24 protein-coding genes are annotated in these 26,147 nt (G+C 64.5%); 14 read left to right on the forward strand and 10 right to left on the reverse strand.

Annotation, left to right across the window (positions count from 1 at the left end; all coding sequences use genetic code 11):
* Nucleotides 1-614 precede the first annotated feature (614 nt).
* On the reverse strand, nucleotides 615-1,217 hold the full coding sequence (locus tag JEY66_RS06800) for a hypothetical protein (protein ID WP_016846976.1): 603 nt from the start codon (nucleotides 1,215-1,217) through the stop codon (nucleotides 615-617).
* Between the two features lie 15 nt (nucleotides 1,218-1,232).
* On the opposite strand from JEY66_RS06800, the gene JEY66_RS06805 reads away from it, so the two are divergent.
* Nucleotides 1,233-2,093, forward strand: coding sequence for an Ig-like domain-containing protein (locus JEY66_RS06805; protein ID WP_016846975.1), 861 nt, complete (start codon nucleotides 1,233-1,235; stop codon nucleotides 2,091-2,093).
* 59 nt (nucleotides 2,094-2,152) lie between these two features.
* Here JEY66_RS06805 and JEY66_RS45050 read toward each other — a convergent pair whose 3' ends face one another.
* Together JEY66_RS45050 and JEY66_RS06810 are read right to left on the reverse strand one after the other, a co-directional pair.
* Nucleotides 2,153-2,281 (reverse strand): hypothetical protein, encoded by a 129-nt coding sequence (locus tag JEY66_RS45050; protein ID WP_016846974.1) that lies wholly within the window; start codon nucleotides 2,279-2,281, stop codon nucleotides 2,153-2,155.
* The gene (locus JEY66_RS06810; RefSeq protein WP_018268759.1) at nucleotides 2,260-3,774 is read right to left on the reverse strand and encodes a helicase HerA domain-containing protein; all 1,515 of its coding nucleotides are present in this window, start codon (nucleotides 3,772-3,774) and stop codon (nucleotides 2,260-2,262) included. Before JEY66_RS06810 ends, JEY66_RS45050 begins: the two co-directional genes overlap by 22 nt.
* Nucleotides 3,775-3,899: 125 nt before the next feature.
* Here JEY66_RS06810 and JEY66_RS06815 point away from each other — a divergent pair, with 125 nt between their 5' ends.
* The 3 genes from JEY66_RS06815 to JEY66_RS06825 all read left to right on the forward strand — a co-directional run bounded on the left by JEY66_RS06815 (nucleotide 3,900) and on the right by JEY66_RS06825 (nucleotide 7,793).
* Nucleotides 3,900-5,627 carry a TIR domain-containing protein gene (locus JEY66_RS06815; protein WP_245287096.1) on the forward strand — a complete coding sequence of 576 codons (1,728 nt, stop codon included), beginning with the start codon at nucleotides 3,900-3,902 and terminating at the stop codon, nucleotides 5,625-5,627.
* Between the two features lie 2 nt (nucleotides 5,628-5,629).
* On the forward strand, nucleotides 5,630-6,190 hold the full coding sequence (locus JEY66_RS06820) for a hypothetical protein (protein ID WP_016846971.1): 561 nt from the start codon (nucleotides 5,630-5,632) through the stop codon (nucleotides 6,188-6,190).
* Nucleotides 6,191-6,503: 313 nt separating this feature from the next.
* Nucleotides 6,504-7,793, forward strand: a complete 1,290-nt coding sequence (locus tag JEY66_RS06825; RefSeq protein WP_018268758.1) for an MFS transporter — start codon at nucleotides 6,504-6,506, stop codon at nucleotides 7,791-7,793.
* A gap of 61 nt (nucleotides 7,794-7,854) precedes the next feature.
* Here the strand turns inward: JEY66_RS06825 and JEY66_RS06830 are convergent, their stop codons facing one another.
* The 3 genes from JEY66_RS06830 to JEY66_RS06840 all read right to left on the reverse strand — a co-directional run bounded on the left by JEY66_RS06830 (nucleotide 7,855) and on the right by JEY66_RS06840 (nucleotide 11,205).
* Nucleotides 7,855-9,027, reverse strand: coding sequence for an OpgC domain-containing protein (locus JEY66_RS06830; RefSeq protein WP_018268757.1), 1,173 nt, complete (start codon nucleotides 9,025-9,027; stop codon nucleotides 7,855-7,857).
* 263 nt (nucleotides 9,028-9,290) lie between these two features.
* Nucleotides 9,291-9,944, reverse strand: coding sequence for a TetR/AcrR family transcriptional regulator (locus JEY66_RS06835; RefSeq protein WP_016846968.1), 654 nt, complete (start codon nucleotides 9,942-9,944; stop codon nucleotides 9,291-9,293).
* Between the two features lie 88 nt (nucleotides 9,945-10,032).
* Complete coding sequence (locus JEY66_RS06840) at nucleotides 10,033-11,205, reverse strand: acyl-CoA dehydrogenase family protein (RefSeq protein WP_016846967.1); 1,173 nt, start codon at nucleotides 11,203-11,205, stop codon at nucleotides 10,033-10,035.
* A 239-nt stretch (nucleotides 11,206-11,444) separates the two neighbouring features.
* Between JEY66_RS06840 and JEY66_RS06845 the strand changes: the two genes are divergently transcribed.
* Nucleotides 11,445-12,536 (forward strand): asparaginase, encoded by a 1,092-nt coding sequence (locus JEY66_RS06845; RefSeq protein ID WP_016846966.1) that lies wholly within the window; start codon nucleotides 11,445-11,447, stop codon nucleotides 12,534-12,536.
* Here JEY66_RS06845 and JEY66_RS06850 read toward each other — a convergent pair.
* Nucleotides 12,515-13,063, reverse strand: coding sequence for a sigma factor-like helix-turn-helix DNA-binding protein (locus tag JEY66_RS06850; RefSeq protein WP_016846965.1), 549 nt, complete (start codon nucleotides 13,061-13,063; stop codon nucleotides 12,515-12,517). The two genes, JEY66_RS06845 and JEY66_RS06850, sit on opposite strands and share 22 nt — an antisense overlap.
* A 185-nt stretch (nucleotides 13,064-13,248) precedes the next feature.
* Between JEY66_RS06850 and JEY66_RS06855 the strand changes: the two genes are divergently transcribed.
* The 5 genes from JEY66_RS06855 to JEY66_RS06875 all read left to right on the forward strand — a co-directional run bounded on the left by JEY66_RS06855 (nucleotide 13,249) and on the right by JEY66_RS06875 (nucleotide 19,914).
* Nucleotides 13,249-14,229 carry an AraC family transcriptional regulator gene (locus JEY66_RS06855; RefSeq protein WP_026191808.1) on the forward strand — a complete coding sequence of 327 codons (981 nt, stop codon included), beginning with the start codon at nucleotides 13,249-13,251 and terminating at the stop codon, nucleotides 14,227-14,229.
* Nucleotides 14,230-14,289: 60 nt separating this feature from the next.
* Nucleotides 14,290-15,096: an MBL fold metallo-hydrolase gene (locus JEY66_RS06860; RefSeq protein ID WP_018268756.1), complete on the forward strand. Its 807-nt coding sequence runs from the start codon at nucleotides 14,290-14,292 to the stop codon at nucleotides 15,094-15,096.
* A gap of 90 nt (nucleotides 15,097-15,186) precedes the next feature.
* The gene (gene htpG / locus JEY66_RS06865; protein WP_016846962.1) at nucleotides 15,187-17,049 is read left to right on the forward strand and encodes a molecular chaperone HtpG; all 1,863 of its coding nucleotides are present in this window, start codon (nucleotides 15,187-15,189) and stop codon (nucleotides 17,047-17,049) included.
* 295 nt (nucleotides 17,050-17,344) lie between these two features.
* The gene (gene zigA, locus JEY66_RS06870) at nucleotides 17,345-18,550 is read left to right on the forward strand and encodes a zinc metallochaperone GTPase ZigA (RefSeq protein ID WP_018268755.1); all 1,206 of its coding nucleotides are present in this window, start codon (nucleotides 17,345-17,347) and stop codon (nucleotides 18,548-18,550) included.
* A gap of 215 nt (nucleotides 18,551-18,765) precedes the next feature.
* Nucleotides 18,766-19,914 (forward strand): DUF3095 domain-containing protein, encoded by a 1,149-nt coding sequence (locus JEY66_RS06875; RefSeq protein WP_018268754.1) that lies wholly within the window; start codon nucleotides 18,766-18,768, stop codon nucleotides 19,912-19,914.
* A gap of 122 nt (nucleotides 19,915-20,036) precedes the next feature.
* Here JEY66_RS06875 and JEY66_RS06880 read toward each other — a convergent pair whose 3' ends face one another.
* The 3 genes from JEY66_RS06880 to JEY66_RS06890 form a co-directional block, all read right to left on the reverse strand.
* Entirely contained in the window at nucleotides 20,037-20,480 is a 444-nt protein-coding gene (locus JEY66_RS06880; RefSeq protein ID WP_016846959.1) for a DUF2147 domain-containing protein, read from the reverse strand.
* Between the two features lie 283 nt (nucleotides 20,481-20,763).
* Nucleotides 20,764-22,149, reverse strand: a complete 1,386-nt coding sequence (locus JEY66_RS06885) for an MATE family efflux transporter (RefSeq protein ID WP_016846958.1) — start codon at nucleotides 22,147-22,149, stop codon at nucleotides 20,764-20,766.
* A 277-nt stretch (nucleotides 22,150-22,426) separates the two neighbouring features.
* On the reverse strand, nucleotides 22,427-22,957 hold the full coding sequence (locus JEY66_RS06890) for a GNAT family N-acetyltransferase (RefSeq protein WP_016846957.1): 531 nt from the start codon (nucleotides 22,955-22,957) through the stop codon (nucleotides 22,427-22,429).
* Nucleotides 22,958-23,096: 139 nt separating this feature from the next.
* Here JEY66_RS06890 and JEY66_RS06895 point away from each other — a divergent pair, with 139 nt between their 5' ends.
* The 4 genes from JEY66_RS06895 (at nucleotide 23,097) to JEY66_RS06910 (ending at nucleotide 26,124) form a co-directional block, all read left to right on the forward strand.
* A complete protein-coding gene (locus JEY66_RS06895) occupies nucleotides 23,097-23,696 on the forward strand; it encodes a superoxide dismutase (protein ID WP_016846956.1) in 600 nt (199 codons plus the stop codon).
* A gap of 245 nt (nucleotides 23,697-23,941) precedes the next feature.
* Nucleotides 23,942-24,328, forward strand: a complete 387-nt coding sequence (gene crcB, locus JEY66_RS06900) for a fluoride efflux transporter CrcB (protein WP_016846955.1) — start codon at nucleotides 23,942-23,944, stop codon at nucleotides 24,326-24,328.
* Nucleotides 24,329-24,908: 580 nt separating this feature from the next.
* Nucleotides 24,909-25,622: a protein TolQ gene (tolQ, locus tag JEY66_RS06905; RefSeq protein WP_016846954.1), complete on the forward strand. Its 714-nt coding sequence runs from the start codon at nucleotides 24,909-24,911 to the stop codon at nucleotides 25,620-25,622.
* A 34-nt stretch (nucleotides 25,623-25,656) separates the two neighbouring features.
* A complete protein-coding gene (locus JEY66_RS06910) occupies nucleotides 25,657-26,124 on the forward strand; it encodes a biopolymer transporter ExbD (RefSeq protein ID WP_016846953.1) in 468 nt (155 codons plus the stop codon).
* Nucleotides 26,125-26,147: the final 23 nt, after the last annotated feature.

Genomic DNA, 26,147 nt, shown 5'->3' on the forward strand with positions numbered 1-26,147 from the left:
GCAGAATATGCGCTCTTAAGGCATCGAAGGTCTCTTCGGCGGCGTCGCTAAATAGTTGATCTTTGTGATCGGTTAGGGCAGAAGCGACCTCCGCCCAATCTTGGGGCAATAGAGCCTTGAAGGCTGCCGGGAAGAAATCGCGGTAAGCTGGTATCGCCTGAAAGTCCCCCGATTGGTTCAGATTTCGACGTACGCAATGATTGATGTCGCCTCCTCGCCGGTGCTGATAGTGAGAAGACGCGAGGTGGTGAGCGCGAAAGTAATAGCGGTAAAGTTGATCGATTTCATTTCGAAATCCGTTCGTAAGTGATTGATCTTCCTTCTTTGCTCCATCCGCTCTTTAGAGGCCAAGTCATTGAAATGATTGGGATTGCAATAGGCCTCTTAATCAGCGGCCCGGTCCGAATCAGTTATGCAGCAAGCTTAGGAAGCTCCTGTTCAATCAATCGCAATAATCGGGTGTTGCGCCTCCCCGCAACCAAAGTCCGGACCAACCGGTTCCGATAAAATGGCCCGCATTCGCGGGCCATTTTTTGTTTTGGAGGACAATCGGGCCTCGTGTCGTCGACTGATTGGGCGCAGATCGCGTCGCTTCCGCAACGCGGGGCCGCTCCCTAGACGATGAAATGGAATTCGTGCCACGCACTCCAGCTGATGCCATCGCTGGCGCGAACCCAGAGGTCGTCAGGGACGGTGCCGCCCTGGAACGTCGTGCTGGCAATTTGAGCCGCGCTGACGTTGATGGCGGTGCCGGTGGGCTGCGCAGTACCGCCAATGCTCCAGTGGCCGCTGCTTGCCGACGGCGTCGAATCCCAGAATTGGTACTGTGCCATGCTGTCGCCGTCGGCATCCGTGACTGAAAACAGGCTCAATGCGGCCACGCTCTGATTGGCCGTGGCGTGGAAGTCGGACGCCGTCACGACGGGAGCGCTGTCAACCGGCGCGGTGACGTGAAATTCCTTCCACGCCCCCCAGGCAAAGCCGTCGTAAGCCCTCACCCAGAGATCGTCCGAGCCCGAGCCGCTTTGAAAGCTTGTGCTCGAAAGCTGAGCTGCCGTGACATCGATGGCGGCATTGGTGCCTTGGGCGACTCCCCCGACCACCCAGTGCCCGCTGCTCGCATCCGCCGTCGAATCCCACACCTGATAATTCGTGATGGTGTCGGCAACGATACGATCACCCAGTACGCCTTCTGGGACACCGGAGGAAACGGCCATTGGGTTGTGAACGGTGTGGCCCAGGCCGCCAACACTGAGATCGATGTGAGCGCGGCGAACCTGTCACAGGTGAGCTACGTGTTCGGCCCCGGTGGCTCGCCATCGGATACGCTCTGGGTTAAGGCCAATGACGGCAGCATGTGGAGTTCCTGGAAGAGCTTCACGGCCACTGCAACCAACCAGGCGCCAACGGTCTCGGTCTCGAACGTAACGACGGTCTCGGGGCAGGTCTTCGCGGCTTCGAGCCTGGTCAGCGCGACGGACGCGGACGGCGATACCATAACGAAATATGCGTTGTGGGATTCCAACACGAACGGGCGCTGGAACGTCAACGGAGTGAACCAGTCTGCTAATACGGAGATCGACGTCACTCCGGCACAACTTGCCCTGACGACCTATCAGGCCGGCTCCGGCACCGACCAGCTCTCGATCCGGGCCTATGATGGCAGTGCGTGGGGTGCCTGGCAGCCTTTCAACGTAACGGGAGAGAGCCCGAGCAGCGCCACCATCGCAGCGGGCGCCACCCTGGAATTGACGGGGGCTTCGAACGCCGCCGTGACGTTCCTGGGCAGCACCGGGACGCTGAAGCTCGACAATTCCGCGAGCTTCACCGGAACTGTCGCCGGGATGACCGGTTCGGACACGATCGATTTCGCGAATATCAATTTCGCGACCGTTCAGACGCCGACCTTCAGCGGTGACAGCACGCACGGAACGCTCACGGTGACGGACGGCACGGTCACCGCCACCATTGCGCTGCTGGGCAACTACATGGCTTCCACATTCACGGCCTCGAGCGACGGCCATGGCGGTACCTCGGTTGTCGATCCGCCGGCAATGCAGGTCAGTCAGCTTGCGCAGCCGCAGCATGCGTAAGCGCTTGAGATAGGGCGGCTGTGGAGGGCCTGTCGCGGGCCCTTCGCAACCAAAATCGCTCAACAGGCAAAGATGAAAAGGCCCGCCTCCTGGCGGGCCATTTTCTTGTCTTGCAACGCTTCGGCGATGCCGCGCAACACCGAACGCCTGGTTGCCCAGCGCCTGATCACGGCGACGAGCTGCTGCAAGTCACCTCTGTCGCCAGGTCGTCTACATTCGGGTCGGCCGCGGCCGTGGCCCAGGCGAGCTCGACCAGGGTCACGATCCGCCGGCCGGCACCGTCGAGCTGGCAGACGATCAGGCCCTGTTCCTCGATGTAGGTGAGAAGATGCCGGGCGCGGCGCAGCGAATGCGTGCCGTAGGCGCGAGCGATCGCGGCATCGCTCGGGCAAGGCCAGCCCTCCTTCGCGGCGCGGGCAATCATCATGAAGACGCCCTGCATGTCCTCGGGCAGCAGGGCCGCACGCAGCGAGACATCTTGCCAGGCGTCGTCCTCCGCCATCTCGGTGCCGAGCCCGGCGCGGGCGCGCGTCAGCATCCGGCGGAAATCGGTCAGCTCCGGCACAACGGCACCGAGACCCTCGATCCGGCAGCGGACCACGAACTCCTGATAGAGCACGCCGATGGCGCGGAAGCCGGCGTCGGGCTCGGCGAGGATGGCGCGCAGGATACGGTCCAGCCGCTCACGCCGCTCGGCCAATTGCTCGGCGCTCGGCGGTGGCTCCGCAGCTTCGGGATCTGGCTCCAGTGCCGGCTGTTTGGCGGCCATCAACTGGCTGAGCAGGTCCGGCGACGGCGCCCGGCGCTGCGGCCGCACCGTTTCCGGCGGCGGAGCGGCCAGGATGATCGCGCGTGCGTCCTCCAGTGCCGCTTCAGGCAGCGGCATCAGCCGCGGCGCCGCGTTGCGCGGCTGGGTGTCGGTCGGACCGATGCGCAAGCCCAGCGGACGGCGGGACAGCGCAGGTCCCAGCGCCATGAATTGCCCGCGCTCGAGGTCGCGGAAGGCTTCCGCCTGCCGGCGTTCCATGCCGAGCAGGTCGGCGGCGCGCGCCATGTCGATATCGAGAAAGGTGCGGCCCATCAGGAAGTTCGACGCTTCGGCCGCGACATTCTTGGCGAGCTTCGCCAGCCGCTGGGTTGCGATGATCCCGGCAAGCCCGCGCTTGCGGCCGCGGCACATCAAATTGGTCATCGCGCCGAGCGAGAGCTTGCGCGCCTCGTCGGACACCTCGCCCGCGACCGCCGGCGCGAACAGCTGCGCCTCGTCCACCACCACCAGCATCGGATACCAGTGATCGCGGGCGACGTCGAACAGCCCGCCGAGGAAGGCCGCGGCGCGCCGCATCTGGTTCTCCGCGTCGAGCCCCTCGAGATTGAGCACCGTGGAGACGCGATGGATGCGCACGCGCTCGCCGGCGACCTGCAGGCTGCGCTCGGTGTGGTCCTCGGCGTCGATAACGAGGTGGCCGAATCGCTCGGCCAGGGTGACGAAATCACCTTCGGGATCGATAATGGTCTGCTGCACCCAGGGGGCGCTCTGTTCCAATAGTCGGCGCAGCAGATGGGATTTGCCGGAACCCGAATTGCCCTGCACCAGGAGGCGTGTCGCCAATAGCTCCTCGAGGTCGATGGCCGCCGAAGCGCCGGCCGTCGTTTGTCCCATCTCGATCGCTACGGTCATGTCCCGACTCAAATTGTCCTTGCGGAGAGGCGGCTTAACAAGCTGATCGCGCCGCGTCGAGCGAACCGCACCATCATCCCCAGGCTCGGCCGGAAGGCGGACAATGCTGATGCTCGCCAGACGAGATGGAGATTGATCCAGCCACTACAACGTGTTTAGCTTGCGTGTCCGATGTAGATTTTTTCGAACAAGTTCCTTCAGCTGCGCGATCCGGCCCGGTTCGGACCTGCTCTCATTCAATCAGCCCGTCGAACTCGATGTCTGAGTTCAACTACGACGCATTCATTTCCTACCGCCGGTCCGACGGGATTGCCGTTGCACGGTGGCTCAGGCGCACGCTTGTCGGCTTTCGCCTTCCCGCAGTGCTGCGCGGCGCCTATGCGAAGAAGCTGCGCGTCTATCTCGACACGGCCTATGAGCGCGGCACCAGCGACTTCTACCAGCAAAGCATCAAGCCGGCGCTGCTCTCCTCGCGATACCTGATCGTGGTGGCGACGCCCGATGCGATGCGGCGGCCGGGCGGCGCCGAAGACTGGATCGAGCGCGAGATCAGGGACTTCGCCGCTGGTCCTGGCGCCGGCAATGTCATCGTGGCCAGGGGCGCAGGCGACTTCGACGGCCCGCTGCCCGGAGGCTTGAAGGAAACCTTCCCGAACATCGAGATCGTCGATCTGAGAGGCGCGGGACCATTGTGGTTCCTGAGCTTCTCGCGGGTGGTCCGCCTGAGCGCGGAAAAGCTGAAGATCGTCGCGCCCCTGCTCAATATACCGCCCGAGGAGATGCCCCGGCTCCGGCAGGAAGAGGAGAAGCGGCAGCAGACGCAGTTGGGCGCGGTCGCGGGCGCAACCCTGGGAACGCTTGTCGCCGTTGGTGGTCTTAGCGTGCTGGCCTTGATCAATCAGTACAAGGCCATCCGCGCCAACGATGACAGCATGTTTGCGGCTTCCAGCATGATTGGCGAGGCGGCCAATCTGAGAGCCGACGATGCCGACACCTTGCGGACACGCCGGCTCATCATCGGCCGCGGTTGCGATCTGCTCGACAAGGCGGATCAAGGGACAGCGAGCGATCCTCCGATCAACGGGATCGTGACCTGTCGGCTCGAGCGCGGCGCCCACCGTGAAGCGCTTCACGAAGACAAGGAGGCGCGGAAGGAATTCGGCGACGCCATCGAGCGCGCGGCGCTCAGTCATCGGGGCCGCGCACGCGTCGACTCAGCGCTGGCGCTCCTGCAGGCCCAGCAGGCCTATGCCGAATATCTGGTGCGGCAAAAGGACATGGATGGCGCCGGACGCGTTTTTGCCGATCTGCTCGATGACAGCAGGCGGCTCGGCAAGGAGCATGATGGGCGCGCCCAGTTCATCCGGTTCGAGGCCGAGGCGCTGGGCCAGACGGGCGATCTGCACGTCGCCGCAAATCGCCACCAGGAGGCGGCGGACAGCTACGACGCAGGTGCCGACGCGTTGAAGCGCTTGCTCGACGCTCGCAAGTCCGATGGTCGTACCGAGGATTATCAGATCGTCGGATGGCGGGTACGCCTGTTCCGGCTGGCGGGTCAGCAATATGCCGCGCTGGACCGGCTCGATCCCGCGGCCGAGCAGTTCAAGCTTGCGGTCGGTGCCGGCTCATCCGGTGACGGCAAGCCCGCGGACGCATCTGTCGCGTACGAGGTGGCGATCGCGCAGGCATACCTTGTCCTGGTTGAGCGCAAGCGCGGAAATGCCGCCGCTGCCGCAGATGCCAAACAGGCGGCCCTCAACACCATCGACGCGGTCGCCGGCTCCAAGGCGGGGGCCGGCCTCAAGCAGCGTGCCGCCGATCTCAAGCGCTGGATCGAGCAGCAGGGAAGCTGACGATGGATATCCCCGGCAGCGCGCGCCTTGTCACCGCAATGCTGGCATCGTTTGTGGTGAGCGCGACAGTGCTCGGTGGCGCCGGATATTCAGCGTCGCGTATCCTGGTCGCGCCGCAGCGAGACGTCTTCCGGGCCGCGGCGTTCGACATGGAGCTGGCACACGGCTGGTGGTGCGAACAAGACGACACTGAGTTCGTCTGCTCCCCGCCCGGCAAGCCTCCCCGTGCGGCAATCGCGATCATCGCCATGAAGGAACGCAACGAGCAGGACAATCTGCTGGCCTACGAAGACCATCTGAAGCAGCGGCAACGGATCGGCGACGAAGGCACGGGCAAGCTGTCCGACATCCGGTTTGTAAAGCGCAACGTGATCGGTTCGCACCAATGGGTCGAGGCGCTGCATTCCGGCTCCGAACTGGCAAACTTCGACACCTACTATCTCGCCACGAATACATCCGAGCTCGGCATTCTCGTCACCTTGTCGGTCCACAAGGATTACGCCGATGAGTATGTTGCCGAGCTCAAGCAGATGATTGAGACGCTCAAGATCTATCAAAAGTGAGACGTTCCCGGACACATGCCGAAATACCCGCGCCCGGTGTGGCGTGCGCTTTGGCAAATACCGTCGTGAACCACGCCGGGAATTCTCTATCTCTGGGCGGCGAGGCTACGCAAGACGCCGGTGCGTCCGCCGGTTGCAACGGCCCAGCCGCTGTGCGTTCGTCCTAGCGCAACACGCGTTCGCGCTCTCGCGGTGACGCCGATGTGATCGGCGTCGCTATTCTTGTGCCGGATACCTCCGTCCCGTTTGCCGGAGATGTCCCGTCGCGCAAACCTCGGCATAGTCCGCGCACAAAAGAAACGTGCGAGGAAACATGACTGAGAGCACCGTCGATACACTTGCGCCGTCGGTCGCGGCGCCTGGCGCAGTGTCGCCGCGAAAAGTGTTTTGGGCGACCTGGTTCGGCTGGATGCTCGATGGCTTCGATTCCTCGATGTATGCCTACATCCTGGTCGGCGCGTTGAGCGAATTGCTGCCGGCCAGCGGCATCGAGCCGAGCAAGGCCAATATCGGCATCTATGGCGGGCTGTTGTTCTCGATCTTCATGCTGGGCTGGGCCTGCTCGATGATCTGGGGCTGGGCTGCGGACCGTTACGGACGGGTCCGGATCATGTGCTGGACGGTGCTGGTCTACTCGCTGTTCACGGCGCTGTGCGGGCTTGCGACCGGTATCGTGATGTTCGCATTGTTTCGCTTTGTTGCCGGCTTCGGCATCGGCGGCGAATGGGCCGCGGGCACGCCGCTGCTGCAGGAATCCGTGCCGGAGAATACGCGGGTGCGGCTCGCCGGATGGCTGCACACGGCAACGCCGACCGGGCTGTTCCTCGCCGCCGCCGTGACGCTTGCGATCGGCAGCACGCTCGGCTGGCGCGGCATGTTCCTGCTCGGCATTCTGCCGGCGCTGCTGATCGCGTATCTGCGCAGCAACATTCCTGAACCCGAGCGCAGCGCCGCGCGCGAGCAGCCGTCGGTCGCGGCCTTGTTTGCCGGCGATCAGGCGCGCACCACCTGGGCCGCGGCGCTGATGATGGCCTGCATCATCTTCGGCCTGTGGTCGTCGAACTTCTGGGCCCCGACCGTGATCTCGACCAAGCTGGTCGCCGCGGGCGCGACGCCGGCGCACGCGCAGGAGATGGGCGCGGTGGCCGGGCTGATCACCAATGTCGGCACGCTGATCGGCTGCCTGCTGGTGCCATGGCTCACCACCTGGCTCGGCAGCCGGCGTCGCACCGCGGTGTTGTTCTTTATCGGCGGGCTGATCTCCGTCGTGGTCTGCTATGAAGTCGCGATCGAATGGCTCGACAGCCTGACGCTGTTCATGGTGCTGCTGCCGGTGCTCGGCTTCTTCACCAACGGCGTGTTCGGCCTGTTCACGATCTGGCTGCCGGAGATGTTTCCGTCAGCGCTGCGCGGCTCGGGCTCCGGCTTCGCCTTCAGCATGGGCCGCGTGCTCGGCGCCGCCGGCCCGACCCTGATCGGCGCGCTCGCCGCCCGCACCGGCAGCTTCCCGCTGGCGATTTCGATGCTGTCGCTGATCTATGTGGTCGGCCTGCCGCTGATCGCCCTGGCGCCGGAGACGGCCGGCAAGCCGCTGGCGAAATAGCAGGCTACTTTGCGCGTTGCGCGCGGCTTCGGCCGCGCGCCGTCGCGCATCAAGCGGGGCCTTACTCCGCCGGCTTCGCGGTCACCGGCGCCTGCGCGGCCGCAGGTACCTTCGCGGGCGCCTTCTCGACCTTCTTCGACCAGGAGCGGTAGTAGGCGAGTGCGGTCATCAGCACGATGCCGACAATGCTGACCGCGATCTGCATCCAGATGCTGCCGGAGACTTCGACCAGCACCACATGCGCGATGACCGCGAGGAAAACGCCGGTGCAGAACACTTCGAGCGACTGCTGGCCGCATTTCAGTATCGGCTGGAACACCGGCCATTCATATCCGGGCCATTCGCGCGGCAGGAAGCGCGTGACGAAGAAGGCCAACACGATGAAGTGCAGGACGCGATAGGGCGCGAGGTTGGTCTTGTCGTTCGGATTGAACGCGTCATAGAGCCAGGCCGGCATTGCCTGTCCGAGTTCCGGGAAGCGGCCCGCCAAGGTCATGACCAGCGCGAACAGCAGATAGGCGCCGCCGACCCAAAGGAAGGCGCGCGAGCGGATGAACGTGATCGATTCGCTGGCGCCGCCGAGCGCGAACCAGCCGCCGAACACGAACAGGAACTGCCAGCAGAACGGATTGAAATACCATGAGCCGGACGGATAGGCCGGCAGGTTCCAGCCGAATTGCCGCGCCGCGAGATAGAGCAGGAACGAGGCCAGCAGCGTCAGATTGAGCTTGCGCAGCATCGCCCACAGCACCAGCGGATAGCACAGCATCAGCGCGATATAGAGCGGCAGCACGTCCATGTTGACCGGCTTGAACGCCAGGATCAGGCCCTGATAAAGCGTCTCGGCCGGATTGTGCATGAAGCCCGCGACGTTGAATTCATTCTGCAGGTTGGGGTCGTGATAGCGCTGGGAGAGATAGCCGATTTCGGCGATGTAGATCACGAACAGCAGGACATGCGCGACATAGATCTGCCAGGCGCGCTTGATCAGGCGGGTGGCGCCGATCACGGTGCCGCGCTCGAGCATCATGCGCGCATAGACGAAGGAGGCGGTGTAGCCGGAGATGAACACGAACAGATCGGCCGCGTCGCTGAAGCCGAAATTCTTCTGCGTGATCCAGTTCACCGCGTTGTTCGGAATGTGATCGAGATAGATCGCCCAGTTGGCGAAACCGCGCAGCAGATCCAGGCGATAGTCGCGGCCACGCGGCGGCAGGACAGCCTTGACGTCCATCGGTTCGCTCCCATCCCAGTGCCCGCGTGTCCGGTCGCGGGTCGCCCACGACGTCATACTAGAGCAGGATTTCGACGGTTGTGTATTGGTTTTCCGGAAAGGGATTACTTCGACAGCCGGCCAAACATCGATGAATTTGGATCAAATCGTTCGCGCCACGAACCGCTCGCCGGCGAATGGTGCGTAGGATGAGCAGAGCGACGCGAAACCCATCACTCCATGCCAGCCTGACGAATGATGGATTTCGCTTCGCTCTACCCATCCTACGAGAGCCTACGAGAACCGGCCGTACGCCGGCGCGGATAACGCTGCACGAACCCGTTATGCAGCGTGGTGAACAGCGCCTTGCCCTTCTTCACCAGATCGTATTTGCGGCCGTAAAGCAGCCAGACCGCGGTGAGATGGCACATCCCGCCCATCATCAGCGACATCGCGGTGTAGGGATCGAGATTGCGGCGATAGGTGCCGGCGCGGCTCGCCTGCCTGATCAGCTGCACATAGCGCAGCGCGTATCTGTCGACCGCCTTTTTGATCCGCGGCTCGGCGGCAAGCACGCTCGGCCAGATCTCGAGGAAGAACACCCGGCCCCAACTCGGGTTGTCCTTGATGTACTGGAAGTTGGTGAGGAAGATGATGCGGAGCTGCTCGACGGGGTCGCCACCCTTGACCAGCAGCGGCTCGGTCTTCTGATATAGCGCCTCGAAATTGCCCTCGGGCACATCGAGCACCAGCGCGCGCTTGTCCTCGAAATAATCATAGATGCTGGAGAGCGGCACTTTCGCCGCGGCGGCGACCTCGGTGAGCGAGGTGCCGTCGATGCCTTTTTCGCCGAACAGCTTGGTGGCTGCCGTGAGGATCTGCTCGCGCCGGTCGCGGCTGCGTTGCTGCTTGAGCTTGAGTGTCGTCCCCGAAGCCACTTTCGTCTCCTCGCGTCCGGGAAAAACAGTAAGGCAGCGGGACCGGAACACAAGCGCTATTGCAACGAGATACAGCGTAGGATTGCCATCACACCGGCGTGTTCCGCCGTTCATGGCGACGGAATGCATCGCGGGCAATGATCTGGCGCATGATCTCGGAGGTGCCGTCCAGAATGCGGACCACCCGCGTTTCCCGCCAGATGCGTTCGATCGGCAGGTCCCTGGAATAACCGGCACCGCCGAACAGCTGCATGGTGGTGTCGGCAACGCACTGCACCATGTCGGCGCCGGTATATTTGGAGAGCGCCGCCGCGGCGGTGCGGGCGGCGGCATCGCCCTGGTCGTAACGCCAGGCTGCCTCATAGGCGACAAGCCGCGCGGCATGCAGCGAACTCGCCATGTCGGCGATCTGCCACTCGAGGCCCTGATGATCGCGCAGCTTGCGTCCGAACGCCTCGCGCTCCGAGACATGGTCGAGCGCGTAGTCCAGCAACTGGCTCGCCGCGCCGACGCAATAGGCGCCCCAATGGGTGCGCCCGGCATCCAGGCACCGCATCGCGATGGCGAATCCTTCGCCCTCCTGTCCCAGCAGATTCTCGCGCGGAACACGGCAATCCTCGAAGATCACTTCGGCGTGCTGCGAGCCGCGTCCGGCGGCCATCTCGACCAGGCGGCCGATGGCAAGGCCCGGCGTCTTTGCGTCGACTACAAAGGCCGCGATGCCCTTGGCGCCGGCTGACGGATCGAGCGTGGCGAACACCGTGAAAACGCCGGCTGTGGGCGCATTGGTGATGTAGGTCTTGCGGCCGTCGAGCACGTAATGATCGCCGTCCCGCCGCGCCCGGGTCTGGATCCGGGCGGCATCGGATCCGGCATTCGGCTCGGTCAGCGCGAACGCGCCGATCAGCCGTCCGCTGGCGAGCTCCGGCAGCCATCGGTCGCGAACCGCCGGCTGGGCGTAGAACTCGATCGCCTTCGAGCCGATGTGAACGTTGACCCCGCTCAGATAGTAGAAGGCGGTGTGGGCCTTCGCGAGCTCCTCGATCGCGATGCAGCTGCCCAGCATCGAGAGGCCGAGGCCGCCGAATTGCTTCGGCGTGTTGGTGCCGAACAATCCCATCCTGCGCAGGCCGGCCATGGCGCTGTCCGGCACCTCGCCGGTCGCCTCGATCGCGGCATCGTGCGGCTGCAGCTCGCTGCGCACGAATTCGCGCACCCGGCCTTGCAGAACGCGGAGATCGTCGGGAAGCTCAAAATGCATGGCGCGGCCAAAAGTCGAATAATCTTCGAAAAATGTTGCGACGCCTCCCGGCAGATGTCAAGGTTTTGCGGAAGTTCCCAAGGGCAAGACCGGCAAGATCGCGCTGCGCAAGTCACTTGAAGCTTGCTGAAGATTCTGGCCGAGCTTTCGCCCGCTGCCTCTATCGCCGCAACTTTGTCCACTTGTTGAGGGACAAAACCAAGAGTTGTGGATTTGCAACCTGTCGCTCGGGGCAAAAAATGACACCACGTTCGTTTCGACCCAACTATTCCGCACGGCTCTTTCTCGCCGCAGCCCTTACGATCGGGATTGCCTCGCCGGTATCCGCACAACAGGCCACCGGCACCACGCTGGCCCGCGTGCTCGTGCTCGGCACCGGCGGCACCATCGCGGGCCAGGCCAGCGCCCGCGCCGGCAACGCCTATGATTCAGGCAAGGTCAGTGCGGCCAACCTGATCGCGGCGATCCCAGGCATCGACAAGCTTTCCCAGATCTCGGCCGAGCAGATCTCGTCGATCGGCTCGCAGGACATGAACGACAACGTGTGGTTCGACCTCGTCAAGCGCATCCGCGCGGCCGTCGACAACAAGGAGGTCGACGGTGTCGTGATCACCCATGGCACCGACACGATGGAGGAGACCGCGTTCTTCCTGCAGAACGTGCTCGACACCGACGTGCCGATCGTGCTGGTTGGATCGATGCGGCCCTCGACCGCGATCGGCGCTGATGGCCCGGCCAATCTTTACGAGGCGATGCGGGTCGCCTCTGCCCCGGAATCCCGCGGCCGCGGTGTGCTCGTGGTGCTCAACGACACCATCCATGCCGCGCGCTGGGTGCAGAAGACCAACACCACCAGCGTCGAGACTTTCCGTTCGCCCGATGCCGGGCCGGTCGGCTATGTCGACACCGGCTCGCTGCGCTTTCTGCAGCCGGCCGCTCCAGCCAGAGGCGCCAAGCTGAAATTGCCGGATGCGCCGCCCTTGCCGCGGGTCGACATCATCTATTCGCACGCCAACATGGACGCCGCTGAGGTCGAGGATGCGGTCAAGCGCGGCGCCAAGGGCATCGTGCTGGCCGGCGTCGGCGACGGCAATTCATCGAAGGGCGCGATCGATGCGCTGGCCGCCGCGGCGAAGCAGGGCGTCGTGGTGGTGCGTTCGAGCCGGGTCGGTTCAGGTTTCGTCAACCGCAACGTCGAGGTCGAGGATGACAAGCTCGGCTTTGCGGTCTCGCTCGATCTCAACCCGCAGAAGGCGCGCGTGTTGCTCGAGCTCCTGATCGCGAACGGCATCACCGAGCCGTCGGCGGTTCAGCAGGCCTTCGCGCGGTAGACCGCCGGTTTTGAGGCGCCGCCGGCGAGCCTCGGCTCCGGTAGCGTCTGCGTCGTCTTATTCGCCGCGCGCCGCGCCGCGAGCAGCATGGCGCGCGCTTCCGCGATGCGCGACATCACGGTAGTGACGGGAATGCCGGTGACTTCGGCGATCTCCTTGTAGGAGAGATCGATCATTTCGCGCAGGGCGATGACTTCGCGGAGCGGCGCGGGCAGGTCGGCAACCAGTTGCCGGATTGTTGCGCTGTCGCGCCGTTCTGGCGCTACATTCTCGCCGGCTAGTTCTTGGCCGAGTTTCTCCAGGCAGACGGCTTTGAGGATCGCGAGCAGCCACGGCCTGATGGCCGGGCCGCGTAGGCCGTCGAACCGGCGCAGTGCGCGCCGATAGCATTCCTGCACGGCCAGTTCGGCGTCCGCCTCGGTTCGCATCAACACCTGGGCGAACGCATAGGCATCGTCGAGACACGGCAGCGCCGCGTCGCGAAACTGCTGCGCCGTCTTGTTCCCGGCTTTCGCACTTCGCATCATAGGGTTGCATCTCGTGAATAGCTTTACCGGCAATCGGCGCAGTGGTATCAGGCTCCGCGCCGGAGTCGTGGACCGTCGCGCCAAGCGTAGGGACAGGAACGACGTGCGCACACGACATGCGCGCGGCGGGCAGCAAGCGAGCGATCGTGTCAGCCTTGATCGATCGGGCGTTCGGAGCACGGATCATGTCCGAGACACAGGTGCCCAACCGGTTCTCGATCTTCCATCATGGGCTGGCGAAAGGGCCGGCCTATGAGGCATGGCGCGAAGGGATTTGCCGCGGCTTCTGCCGGCTCGACGTCGGACCGACCGACGACAACCACATCGACTGCCACAATGAGTTCACGCTGCTGCATACGGTCGCCATCGCGACGCCGCGCGGCGGCTCGGCCCGCTTCGCCCGCACCCGCGCGCTTCTGAATGACGGCTGCGACGATCTTGTCCTGATCTTTGCGACGCGCGGCACGGTGCAGGTCACGCAAGCAGGCAAGGCGATCGAGCTTCAGCGCGGCCAGATGTGCCTCACCGAAATGAATATCGTCGGCACCGCCGATCTCACCCGGTCGGGCAGCTTTACGACGACGCGGTTTCCGCGGCGCTTGCTGCTCCAGATCGCACCCTCGGCGGAGACGCAGCTGGCGCGGGTGCTCGGGCGCGAGCCGGCCTTGGGCGCGATGATCGAGCGCTATTCCGCGCTCTGCACCGAGCTTGCCGGCGATCTCGACGCGCCCGGCCAGCAGGCGGCGGCGCATCATCTCGCCGACCTGGTCGGTCTCGTTCTCGGCAACAGCGCCGAGACGAAGGAACTGGCGGCACGCGACGGCGTGGCGAAGGCGCGGCTCGATCTGATGAAGGCCGATGTCCTGAAGAATCTCGACAATTGCAAGCTCACGATCGAGGCCGTAGCAAAGGCGAATGCGCTCAGCACCCGCCAGGCGCAGCGCCTGTTCGCGTCGGAAGGGACGACGTTCTCGGAGTTCGTCCTCGATCAGCGTTTGCTGCTGGCGCGGCGGTTGCTGCTGCACGAAGAGGGCGCCGGCCGCAAGGTCAGCGACATCGCCTATACGGTCGGCTTCAACGACCTCTCATATTTCCACCGCGCGTTCCGCCGGAAGTTCGGCGTAGCACCGGTGGAGATGCAGATGGAACTGGGGCGGCGGCATTGAACACCGCTTGTCGCTGACGTAGATCAGGAAACCGGCTTCATCCCAATGAGGGCGCTGCCAATGCCTCTGTGGACCTGCGAACAATGCGGCGCGCAATTTCCTGAAGCCGCGACGCCACCGCTGGCTTGCCCGATCTGCGAGGACGAGCGGCAATATGTGAACTGGAAGGGGCAGGCGTGGCTGACGCGCGCGGAACTCGCAGAGCGGCACAGACTTGTCTGGCGCGACGATCTCGGCCTCGTCGGGATCGCGCTCGAGCCGTCCTTTGCGATCGGGCAGCGCGCGCTGCTGGTGCCGGATCGCGGCGGCTGCGTGATGTGGGACTGCGTGCCGCTGGCGACCGCGGAGGCGATCGCGAATGTCAGGTCGTTCGGCGGGCTGAAGGCGATCGCGATCTCGCATCCGCATTATTATGGCGCTGTCGCCGACTGGAGCGCGGCGTTCGACAATGCCCCGGTCTATCTGCACGGCGACGACGCGCAATGGGTGACGCGGCCCTATCCGTCGATCGTGCCGTGGCAGGGCGACAGCCATCGCATCTCCGACGACATCCAGCTGGTGCGTGGCGGCGGGCATTTCGCCGGCGCCACCATGCTGCATTGGCGCAACGGCGCCGACGGGCGCGGTGCGCTCCTGACCGGCGATATCGCGATGGTGGCGATGGACCGCCGCTCGGTCAGCTTCATGTATTCCTACCCGAACTATATCCCGCTCAATGCATCAGCGGTCCGCCGCGTCGCGCGCGCAGTCGAGCCGCTGGCCTATGATCGGATCTACGGCGCCTGGTGGGGCAAGAATATCGCCTTCGATGCCAAGGCGGCGTTCGACCGTTCGGTGCAGCGCTATATCGCGGCGATCTCGGACTGACGGTTCCGGCCGCGTTCGAAATCTTGCCACGCGGCGCGATCGCGCTATATCAGGGCTTTCCCGCCACTTACCCTTTGTCCGAGTTTCCGCATGACCACAATCACCGCTGCCGAATCCCAGCCGTTCCAGGCCGAGGTTGCCGAATTGCTGCACCTGATGGTGCATTCGGTCTATTCCGAGACCGATATCTTCCTGCGCGAGTTGATCTCGAACGCGTCGGATGCCTGCGACAAGCTGCGCTACGAGGCGATCGCCGATCCGTCCCTGATCACGGACGGCACGCCGCCGGAGATCAGGATCGTCCCGAACAAGGCGGCCAACACGCTTGCCGTGGTCGATACCGGCATCGGCATGGAGCGTCAGGAGCTGATCGACAATCTCGGCACCATCGCGCGCTCCGGCACCAGATCGTTCCTGTCGAAGCTCACCGAGGCCAAGGACGGCGCCAATCTGATCGGCCAGTTCGGCGTCGGCTTCTATGCCGCCTTCATGGTCGCCGAGAAGATCGTCGTCACCAGCCGCCGTGCGGGCTCGGACGAGGTTTGGGTGTGGTCGTCGGAAGGCGGCAGCGGCTTCGAGATCGCCCCGGCGAGCGAGGAGGCCGCGAGCCGCGTCGCGCGCGGCACCGAGATCGTGCTGCATCTGAAAAAGGACGCCGCCAAATATCTCGAGGCCTACGAGATCGAGCGCATCGTCCGCGAATATTCCGACAACATCCAGTTTCCGATCCTGCTGGTGCCGGAAGAGGGCGAGCCGCGCCAGATCAACTCGGCGAGCGCGCTGTGGCAGCGCTCGAAATCCGAGCTCAAGCCGGAGGATTACGCGCAGGCCTACAAGCAGATCGCCGGCGCGTTCGACGAGCCGGCGATGACGCTGCATTACCGCGCCGAGGGCCGGCAGTCCTACGCCGTGCTGCTGTTCGCGCCGTCGCAAAAGCCGTTCGACCTGTTCCAGGTCGAGCGCAAGGGCAAGGTCAAGCTCTACGTCCGCCGCGTCTTCATCGCCGACGATGCCGAGCTGCTGCCGGCTTACCTGCGCTTCATTCGCGGCGTGATCGACAGCGAGGATCTGCCGCTCAACATCTCGCGCGAGATGCTGCAGAACAATCCGCAGCTCGCGCAGATCCGCAAGGCCGTCACCGGCCGCGTGATCGGCGAATTGGAGACGCTCGGCGAGAAGGAGCCGGAGATCTTTGCAAAGATCTGGGACGCGTTCGGCCCGGTGATCAAGGAAGGCCTGTGGGAGGACTTCGAGCGGCGCGACAAGCTCCTGGCGCTGGCGCGCTTCACCACGACGTCGGGCGAGAACCGCTCGCTGAAGCAGGTTGTCGACGACTTCAAGCCGAACCAGACCGAGATCTATTATCTGGTCGGCGACAGCGTCGAGCGGCTGAAGTCGAATCCGAAGCTGGAATCGGCGCGCGCCCGCGGCATCGAGGTGCTGCTCTTGACCGATCCGGTCGATGCGTTCTGGACCTCGGCGCCACTCGATTTCGGAGGCAAGCCGCTGAAGTCGCTGAGCCAGGGCGATGTCGATTTCGGCCTGATCCCGCTGGCCGACGACAAGGACGACAAGAAGGACGAACCCGCGGCCGACGCCGCGACCACGATCGCCGTGATCAAGGATGCGCTCGGCGAGCGCGTTTCCGACGTCCGCGCCTCGCAGCGGCTGACCGCGAGCGCGTCGTGCCTCGTCGCCGGCGGCGATGCGCGCGACCGCGCGCTGGAGCGGCTGCTCGCCCAGCAGAACCGCGGTGCGATCACAAAGCCGGTGCTCGAGATCAATTTGCGCCACCCGCTGGTCGCGGCGCTCGCGATCGATACCGCGCAGGCGAAAGACCTGTCGCTGCTGCTGTTCGAGCAGGCGCAGATCCTCGACGGCGAGCTGCCCGACGACCCCGCCGCCTTCGCTGGCCGCATGAACCAGCTCGTGCTGCGCGGATTGGGGAAGTAGCAGCCAGATCGTAGCGAGCTCTCTGTTCTGTCATCCCCGCGCGAAGGCTTCGCCTTTGTCGCTGGAGGAGCGCGGAGCGCGTCTCGAAAGATGCACGGCCACAGTCGGGCCGTCGTGCTTCGAGACGGCCGCTGCGCGGCCTCCTCAGCATGACGGACTGGTGAAAATGGCAAGCTGACCGCGCCGGCCCGGCCCTTGACAGGCGATGGCTCATTGATGTTATGTTATAACATAACATCAAACGAATGCCCCATGTCCCGCCGCCGCCCATCCCTCCAGCAACTGTTTGATCTCGATGCAAAAACTCCCCGTCACCATCTTGTCCGGCTTCCTCGGGGCTGGAAAGACCACTTTGCTGAACCACGTCCTGAACAACCGTCGCGGCCTGAAGATTGCGGTGATTGTGAACGACATGAGCGAGGTGAACATCGACGCCGACCTCGTTCGCGATGGCGGTGCGAACCTGTCCCGGACTGACGAGAAACTGGTCGAGATGAGCAATGGCTGCATCTGCTGCACCTTGCGCGACGATCTGTTGAAGGAGGTGCGCGCGCTCGCCGAGAGCGGCCGCTTCGATTATCTGCTGATCGAATCGACCGGCATTTCCGAGCCGCTGCCGGTCGCCGCGACCTTCGAGTTTCGCGATGAAGCTGGCCAGAGCCTCTCCGACGTCGCACGCCTCGACACCATGGTCACGGTGGTCGACGCCGCCAATCTGTTGAAGGACTACGCCTCGACCGACTTCCTCAGCCAGCGCGGCGAAGCGCTCGACGGCGACAAGCGCACGCTGGTCGATTTGCTGGTCGAGCAGATCGAGTTTGCCGATGTCGTGGTGCTGAACAAGATCGACGCCGCGGCGCCAGCGCAGCGTGAGGCCGCCCGCACCATCGTGCGCGCGCTCAATCCCGAGGCCGACCTCGTCGAGGCGAACTTTGCAAGAGTTCCGTTCGACCGCGTGCTCGACACCGGCCGGTTCGCCCATGAGCGGGCGCAGCAGCATCCGCTCTGGCACAAGGAGCTCTACGGTTTTGCCGGGCATGTGCCGGAGACCGAGGAATACGGCATCGCGAGCTTCGTCTACCGCGCGCGGCGTCCGTTCGATCCGCTGCGCTTCCACGCCTTCCTGCGCGAGAGCTGGCAAGGCGTGATCCGCGCCAAGGGCCACTTCTGGATCGCAACGCGCCCGGACTGGTGCGGCGAGTTAAGCCAGGCCGGCGCGATCGTCCGCACCGAAGGACTCGGTTCGTGGTGGGCGGCGATCCCGCGCGAGCACTGGCCGGATCATCCGGACTGGCGGCTGATGATGCAGCGGAGCTGGAACGATCTCTACGGCGATCGCCGGCAGGAGCTGGTCTTCATCGGCTCCGGCATGAACGAGGACGACATCCGCCGTCGGCTCGATGCCTGCCTCGTCACCGGCAGACCGGGCATGGACCCGCAGGCCTGGGCCGGGCTGCGCGATCCGTTTCCGCCGTGGAGCAGGGCAGGCGAGGCGGCGTGAGGCGGAGCTATGCTTCTCTATCTCCGTCATCCTGAGAGCCTGCGCAGCAGGCGTCTCGAAGGATGCACGGCCCGGCTGGTGGCCGTCGATCCTTCGAGACGCGCTGCGCGCTCCTCAGGGTGACGGTGAAGGCGCGGCTCCGAGGAAAACCCGATCCCAACCGGCTGCGTATCTGCTAGAGAGTCTTGTAGAGGCGGAAACGGCGCGGCGTTGCGATGACTGGCGGCAGCGAGATCTTTTACGGCGGCATTCCGGTGTTTCGCGGCTTCGCGAAGCTGATGGACCCCGCGCTGTATGCGCCGTTGCCCGACGACTGGACGGTCGGCGTCGCCGATATCGTGGAATCGACCAAGGCGATTGCGGCGCAGCGCTACAAGGCGGTCAACATGGCCGGCGCCGCGGTGGTCGCCGCCGTCACCAATGCGCTGGAGGGCCGCGAATTCCCCTTCGTGTTCGGCGGCGACGGTGCGAGTTTTGCGGTCGCGCCCGCCGATCTCGACAAGGCGCGCGAGGCCCTTGCCGCGACCGCGCGCTGGGTGCACGACGACCTCGATCTGGTGCTGCGGGTGGCGCTGGTGCCGATGGCGGCGATCCGCGCCGCGGGCGCCGATGTCCGCGTCGCGCGCTTCGGGCCGTCGGCCAATCTGTCCTATGCGATGTTCTCCGGCGGCGGCCTTGCTTACGCCGATGCCGCGATGAAGCGCGGCGCGTTCGCGGTCGATCCGGCGCCTCAGGGCACGCAGCCCGATCTGTCCGGCCTGTCCTGCCGCTTCGAGGTGATGCCGTCCGCGCGCGGCGTCATTCTGTCGGTGCTGGTGCTGCCGGCGAAGAACGCCGATCCCGCATCCTTCCGCAAGGTGATCGAGGATATCGTCGTCCGCATCGAGAAGAGCCCCGATGCCGGGCGGCCGGTGCCCGCAAGCGGCCCGCCACTGCACTGGCCGCCGCAGGGAATGGAGTACGAGGCTCGCGCACGGCGCGGCGGCCCGCTCGCGCTGCGGCGCGCCACGGTGCTCGCGTTCACGCTGTGGGCCTATACGTTGATGCGGTTCAACATTCCGGTCGGCAAGTTCGCGCCAAAACGCTATCTGCAGCAGGTGGTCGAGAACTCAGACTTCCGCAAGTTCGACGACGGCTTGCGCATGATCCTGGATTGCACGCCGGAGCTCGCCGCCGACATCGAGCAGCGCCTCGCCGCCGCAGCCGCGCAGGGCATCGTGCGTTATGGCCTGCATGAGCAGGATGCCGCGATGATGACCTGTTTCACCCCGTCGGTGATGCGCGCCGACCACGTCCACTTCATCGACGGCGCCCGCGGCGGCTACGCCTCGGCCGCGACGGTGCTGAAGGCGCGCGCGGCGTAGGCATTTTTCCAACCTCTCCCCGGTCTTCTGCCGGGCTATCGCGGATAGGGTCCCTCACCCCAACCGTCTCCCCGCAAAAGGGCGGGGAGAGGGAGCGCAGTCTCGTTGCGGTTGGCCGGAAATCAGCGTCTCACCCGCGTCCAGGTCTCGCCGCCGCACAGCGCGCCGACGCAGCCTTCGACGCGCAGCGTGCTCTCGCCGGTCACCGAGATGCTGCTCGCATAGGTGCCGCCGTCGTCGGCGTTGTAGATCTGGCCCGACCATTTGCCCGCGGCAACAGGATACATGCCGGAGAACAGCGGCAGCCCGATGATCGGCCGGCTGGACAGCGACGGATTCGGATTCTTGTTGTCGACTTGCGGCTTGCCGGTCATCGGATCGATCGGGTCGCGCAGGCTGACCACCACGCCGCAGATACCGCCTCCGCATTTGCTGATCTTGACGCGGGCATCGCCGGCCTGGGTCTGCCAGACGCCGACAGGCTCAGGCGCGCCTTGCGCATGCGTGGCAGGCACGGCAAGCGCCGTCGCAAGGATTGCGATCATGAATCCGAATCGGCAGGCCATGGCTTGCTCCCCCAAGAGCATGATCCGGACCGGTACGGCCGCGTTAGCGCAAAGTGCGAAGCGGTTTTCCGAAAGGATCATGGTCAAACAAAGAACCAAAGCGCGATGACGATTCGACTCAATCTCATCGCGCTTTAGAGGTCGGCCTGCATAACAAGTCGAAAAATTTCTGCAATGTCATATTCGCGCAATCAGGCGAGCGTGATCCGAAAAATTCTGTTGCCTGTTTTTGGGGCGGTCATGCTCGGGCAACGCTGCGCTGCAAGGGGCGCTGCGTCGTATCTTATCCCCAGCGGGTCAGCCGGATCGAAATGATGGTGGCAAGGCCGAACGCCACCATCGCAGCGCCGACCAGCGCAAACAGCGTCCACGCCGGGGCGCTCACGGTAGCGAGCCACCAGCCGCCGATGCCGACCAGCAGCAGGCGGATGGTGCCGGCCAGCACCGGTCCGCCGACCTTGGCGGCGCCTTGCGAGGAGAAATAGAGGCAGACGCCGACGCCGAAGAAGCCGAAGCCCGGGCCGGCCAGCGCGAAATAGGACGAAGCCGCGGCGGTCACGCCGGGATCGGTGGTGAACAGCGCAATCCACAGGGTCGGCTTGAATGCGACCACAAGTCCGACGAGGCCAACGACAAGTCCGGCGACGGTGCCGGCGGTCCACGCCACCTTGCGGGCGCGCGTCACGAGTCCCGCGCCGATCGCCATGCCGACCATCGGCACCGAGGCGACGCCGACCGCAAACGCGATCGGGATCAGCAAGAATTCCAGCCGCGAGCCCATGCCGTATCCGGCCAGCGTCTCGGTGCCGAAGCTGGCCAGGATCTTGGTGAAGATCAGGATGGTCAGCACGCTCTGCAGCGGCGACAGGCAGGAGATCGCGCCGACTTTCAGGATGTCGAGGAACATCGCGCGCTGGAAGCTGAAGGCGGCGAAGTCGAGCTTTAACCGGCTGCGGCCAGAGGCGAGATACCAGGCGAGGAAGATCGCACCACACGTGAAGGCCGTGAGCTGTCCGGCGGCGACGCCGCGCATGCCGAGACCGGGCATGCCGAACAACCCGAGACCAAGCACGCCGCCGACCGCGATCTGGATCATCGAGACGGTGATCAGCGTCATCGAGGGAATCCGCATGTCGCCGGTGCCGCGCACGACGGAGGCGAGCGTGTTGACCAGCCAGATCGAGATCGCGCCGGAAAATAGCACCTGCGAATAATGCATCGACTGCTCGAGCACGCCGCCATGTCCGCCGAGCAGCGCATAGAAATTGCGGCCGAAGCCCAGCATCATCACGGTGAAGAACAGTCCGGCGCATCCGCCGATGATCGCCGCATGCAGCGCCAGGTCGGCGGCACGGTCGCGGTCGCCGGCGCCGAGCGCGCGGCTGATCGCCGACGAGACGCCGCCGCCCATCGCGCCGGCCGACATCATCTGCGTCAGCATCGCGAACGGAAACACCAGCGCAATGCCGGCCAGCGGCTCGGTGCCGAGCCGGCCGATGTAAGAGGTCTCGGCCACCGCGACCAGCGTCGAGCCGAACATTGCGATGGTGTTCGGGATCGCAAGGCGAAGCAGCGTCGGCAGGATCGGCGCGGTCAAGAGGTCGTTGACCGGCACGGCAGGCGCAGCCGCGGTGGGGCTGGCGTCGTCGATCGAGGCTTCAATGGTCATGGGTCGATCACCCTTCACCTCTCCCGCCTGCGGGGGAGGTCGGATTGCATCGGAGATGCAATCCGGGTGGGGGCTCTCTGCGATTTGACTCGCGGTGAATGTCCCACCCCAACCTCGAGAGCAGCTTCGCTCGCCCCGGACCCCGCAAGCGGGAGAGGGGGCGCAGTTTGCTCGCAGCTGCGGTTCGAGGTCACTTTGTGAAAGCCTGTCGTCAATAAATGATGACCGACATGCTACGATGCGCAGGCCGTTCAGGCCACCGCCACCCGCGCAGGGGTCACCACGGCAGGCCGCATAGGTCGATCTTGCCCTGGCGCGGCGCGCGGACGATGTCGTTGACGAACGGCGCCATCGCCTCGAAGCGGATCTGCCCGGAAGGCTGTTCGCAATAAACTTCGCCGCTGAAGGGATGCCAGCCGCGCGCCTGGTAGAATGCGAAATTGTGCGGCTCGCAGAATAAGATTGCAAATTTCACCGCGTCGTTGGCACGAATGGTGTGCACGGCGGCATCGAGCGCGAGCGACGCATAGCCGCGCCGCCGGCAGTCCGCGCGGGTCGAGACTCCGCCGATGCCGCCGACATGCACCTTGTGGCCATTCCAGGTGATGGTCCGGAAATAGATACCGACATGGCAGGCGAGCCCGCTGTCGTCGGGCGCATCGAGCAGCACGCGCAGATCCGCGTGGGCCCATTTGATGTCCGCCCAGGCTGGTTTCTCGGCGGCATCCGGGCTCCAGACCGCCTGGAGCAGCGGCTCGGCGCGCTTCCACGATGCATCTCCGTTGAGAATGTCGATTTCGATGCTCATCGTCTGGGTCCTTGGTCTTGGTTCGGGCTGTGCCGATCTGTCATAGGCGATCCGAAAATGCGGTGTTTCTCCGCGATGGAACCTTCTATAAGGGGGACCCGTTAAGTGTAGTCTCCCACCCTCTGTTGGACATTACCCCATGACCTTCACGCTACCCGATCTGCCCTACGCCCACGACGCCCTTGCGCCCTACATGTCCAAGGAAACGCTGGAGTTTCACCACGACAAGCATCACCAGGCCTACGTCACCAACGGCAACAACGCGATCAAGGGGACCGAATTCGAAGGCAAGTCCCTCGAGGAGATCGTGAAGGGTTCGTTCGGCAAGAACGCGGCCGTCTTCAACAATGCCGGTCAGCACTACAACCACATCCATTTCTGGAAGTGGATGAAGCCGAATGGCGGCGGCAGCAAGCTGCCCGGCCGGCTGGAGAAGAAGATCAATGAAGACCTCGGTGGCTTCGACAAGTTCAAGGCCGACTTCGCCGCCGCCGGCGCCGGCCAGTTCGGCTCCGGCTGGGCCTGGCTGCAGGTCAAGGGCGGCAAGCTCGAGGTCGCCAAGACCCCGAACGGCGAGAACCCGCTGGTTCATGGCGCGGTGCCGATCCTCGGCGTCGACGTCTGGGAGCACTCCTACTACATCGACTACCGCAACCGCCGTCCGGACTATCTGAAGGCGTTCGTCGAAAATCTCGTCAACTGGGACTATGTCGACGAGCTGTTCGGCAAGGCCGGCTAAACGCGGCTTCGACCGTCGCATATTTCTTCACCCTCCCCTGAAAGGGGAGGGTCGTTTCGCATGCAGCGAAGCGAAATGCGAAACGGGGAGGGGTCATCTCTCAACACGAGCAGTCTCTCAATGGAGAGACTGTGACCCCGCCCCGCCGCTCATTTCATTCGCGTCGACCCTCCCCTTTCAGGGGTGGGTGATTTGAGTGTGCGGCAAGATGCGCCCTCACTCGACACACACCAGCGGGGGCATTGGTGGGTAACGCGGCAAGCTATCTCCTCGTCTTCTTCGGCGGCGGTCTCGGCGCCACGCTGCGGCAATTGATCAACGTCACCTGCGCGCGCTGCATCGGCACCGCATTTCCCTACGGCACCTTCATCATCAACATCACGGGCTCGACCGTGATGGGCCTGATCGCCGGCTATCTCGCCTTCAGGGGCGATGCCTCGCAGCCCTGGCGGCTATTTTTGATGACCGGCATCCTCGGCGGCTACACCACCTTCTCCGCCTTCTCGCTCGACACCGCGCTGCTCTATGAGCGCGGCGAGCTCGGCCTTGCGGTGCTGTATGTCGCAGGCTCGGTGGCGCTCTCGATCGCCGGCCTGTTCGCCGGGCTCGCGATCGTGCGGCATTTGACGTGAGATGCCCTCGGCACCGCCGTCTCTGGAATACTGGATCACCCGCATGCGCATGCGCGGGTGATGACACCGCGTGGTGTGGCAACTAGAATCGAGAACCATCCTTCCCGTCGTCCCGGCGAAGGCCGGGAGCCATTACCCCAAATCTCAATTGTTGCGCGCGCTGGGGCCACAATCCCGTTCATGATTGAGTGCGGTGGTCATGGGTCCCGGCCCCCGTGCGCAATTGCGCACTAGGCCGGGACGACGTGGGGAGGGGTCTCGTCACCTTCCATACCGCGGAAACTGTTCATCTGTGGAACCCGCCAACCTCCCCGGCCGGCGGCATTTCCCGCCTCCAAATTTCCCTTTGGTAACCTCGCCTTAACCATGATTAGCGTTTGGTTAGGGTCGGAATGACGCGTGAAAAGCCCTCGTTTTGACATGTTGGCAGGGGAAGCAGGGCCCGGCTTTGGACGGGCCCCCCATGCGACAGATGTAAGAGGCTCTCGCGCAGTTTTGCCGCGCCGGGCGCGCGGCCGTGGAAGGGGTGCCGATTGGCGGCCCGCCGAATTGGGACACTTGCGTTGAGAGGATATTGCCGATGAATCCCGCCGATGTGGCTCAGTCAACTCTGCCACTGGCATCGAGCGACGTGTCGCTGATCGCGCTGTTCTGGCAGGCCCATTGGGTCGTCAAATGCGTGATGTTGGGACTTCTGTCCTGCTCGGTGTGGGTCTGGGCGATCGCAATCGACAAGATCCTGCTCTACGCCCGTACCAAGCGGGCCATGGACAAGTTCGAGCAGGCCTTCTGGTCCGGCCAGTCGATCGAGGAACTCTACCGGGCGCTCTCGGCCAAGCCGACGCAGTCGATGGCGGCCTGTTTCGTCGCGGCGATGCGGGAGTGGAAGCGCTCCTTCGAGAGCCAGTCGCGGTCCTTTGCCGGTCTGCAGGCGCGGATCGAGAAGGTCATGAACGTCTCGATCGCCCGGGAGGTGGAGCGGCTGGAACGCCGGCTGCTGGTGCTCGCCACCGTGGGCTCGGCCGGCCCCTTTGTCGGCCTGTTCGGCACCGTCTGGGGCATCATGTCGAGCTTCCAGTCGATCGCGGCCTCCAAAAATACCTCTTTGGCCGTGGTGGCGCCCGGTATCGCGGAAGCGCTGTTTGCCACCGCAATCGGCCTGATTGCCGCAATTCCGGCGACTATTTTCTACAATAAGTTCACTTCGGAGGTGAACCGGCAGGCCGCGCGCCTGGAGGGCTTCGCCGACGAGTTCTCCGCCATCCTGTCCCGTCAGATCGACGAGCGGGGTTGAGTTAGATGATGGTCACTTTTGCGGGTGTGCGATCATGGCGATGAGCATGGCAGGGTCCGGCGGTGGCAGACGCCGCCGCGGCGGGCGCAAGCCGGTCATGGCCGAGATCAACGTCACGCCGATGGTCGACGTGATGCTGGTGCTGCTGATCATCTTCATGGTGGCGGCGCCGCTGATGACGTCGAACATCGACATCGACCTGCCGGTGGCGAGCGGCGGCAAGTCGATCTCGTCGAACCAGCCGCCGCTGACGTTGTCGGTCAAGCGCACCGGCGGCGGCTGCAACTCGAATGTCGAGCTCTATCTGGGTGACGCGCCGGTCACGGCCGCCGACTTTCCGGCCAAGATCAAGGCGATCGGTGACGCCCGGTCGGATGCCGAAAAAGTGGTCTATCTGCGCGGCGACAAGGACGTCTGTTACACGGATATGATGAAACTGCTCGGGGAGGTCCGGGCCGCGGGATTCAAGGCGAATATCGTCATCATCCCGGAAGGCGGATAACCACCATGCCAAGGCACGGGGAA

This window comes from Bradyrhizobium elkanii USDA 76 (genome assembly GCF_023278185.1).
Lineage (GTDB): Bacteria > Pseudomonadota > Alphaproteobacteria > Rhizobiales > Xanthobacteraceae > Bradyrhizobium > Bradyrhizobium elkanii.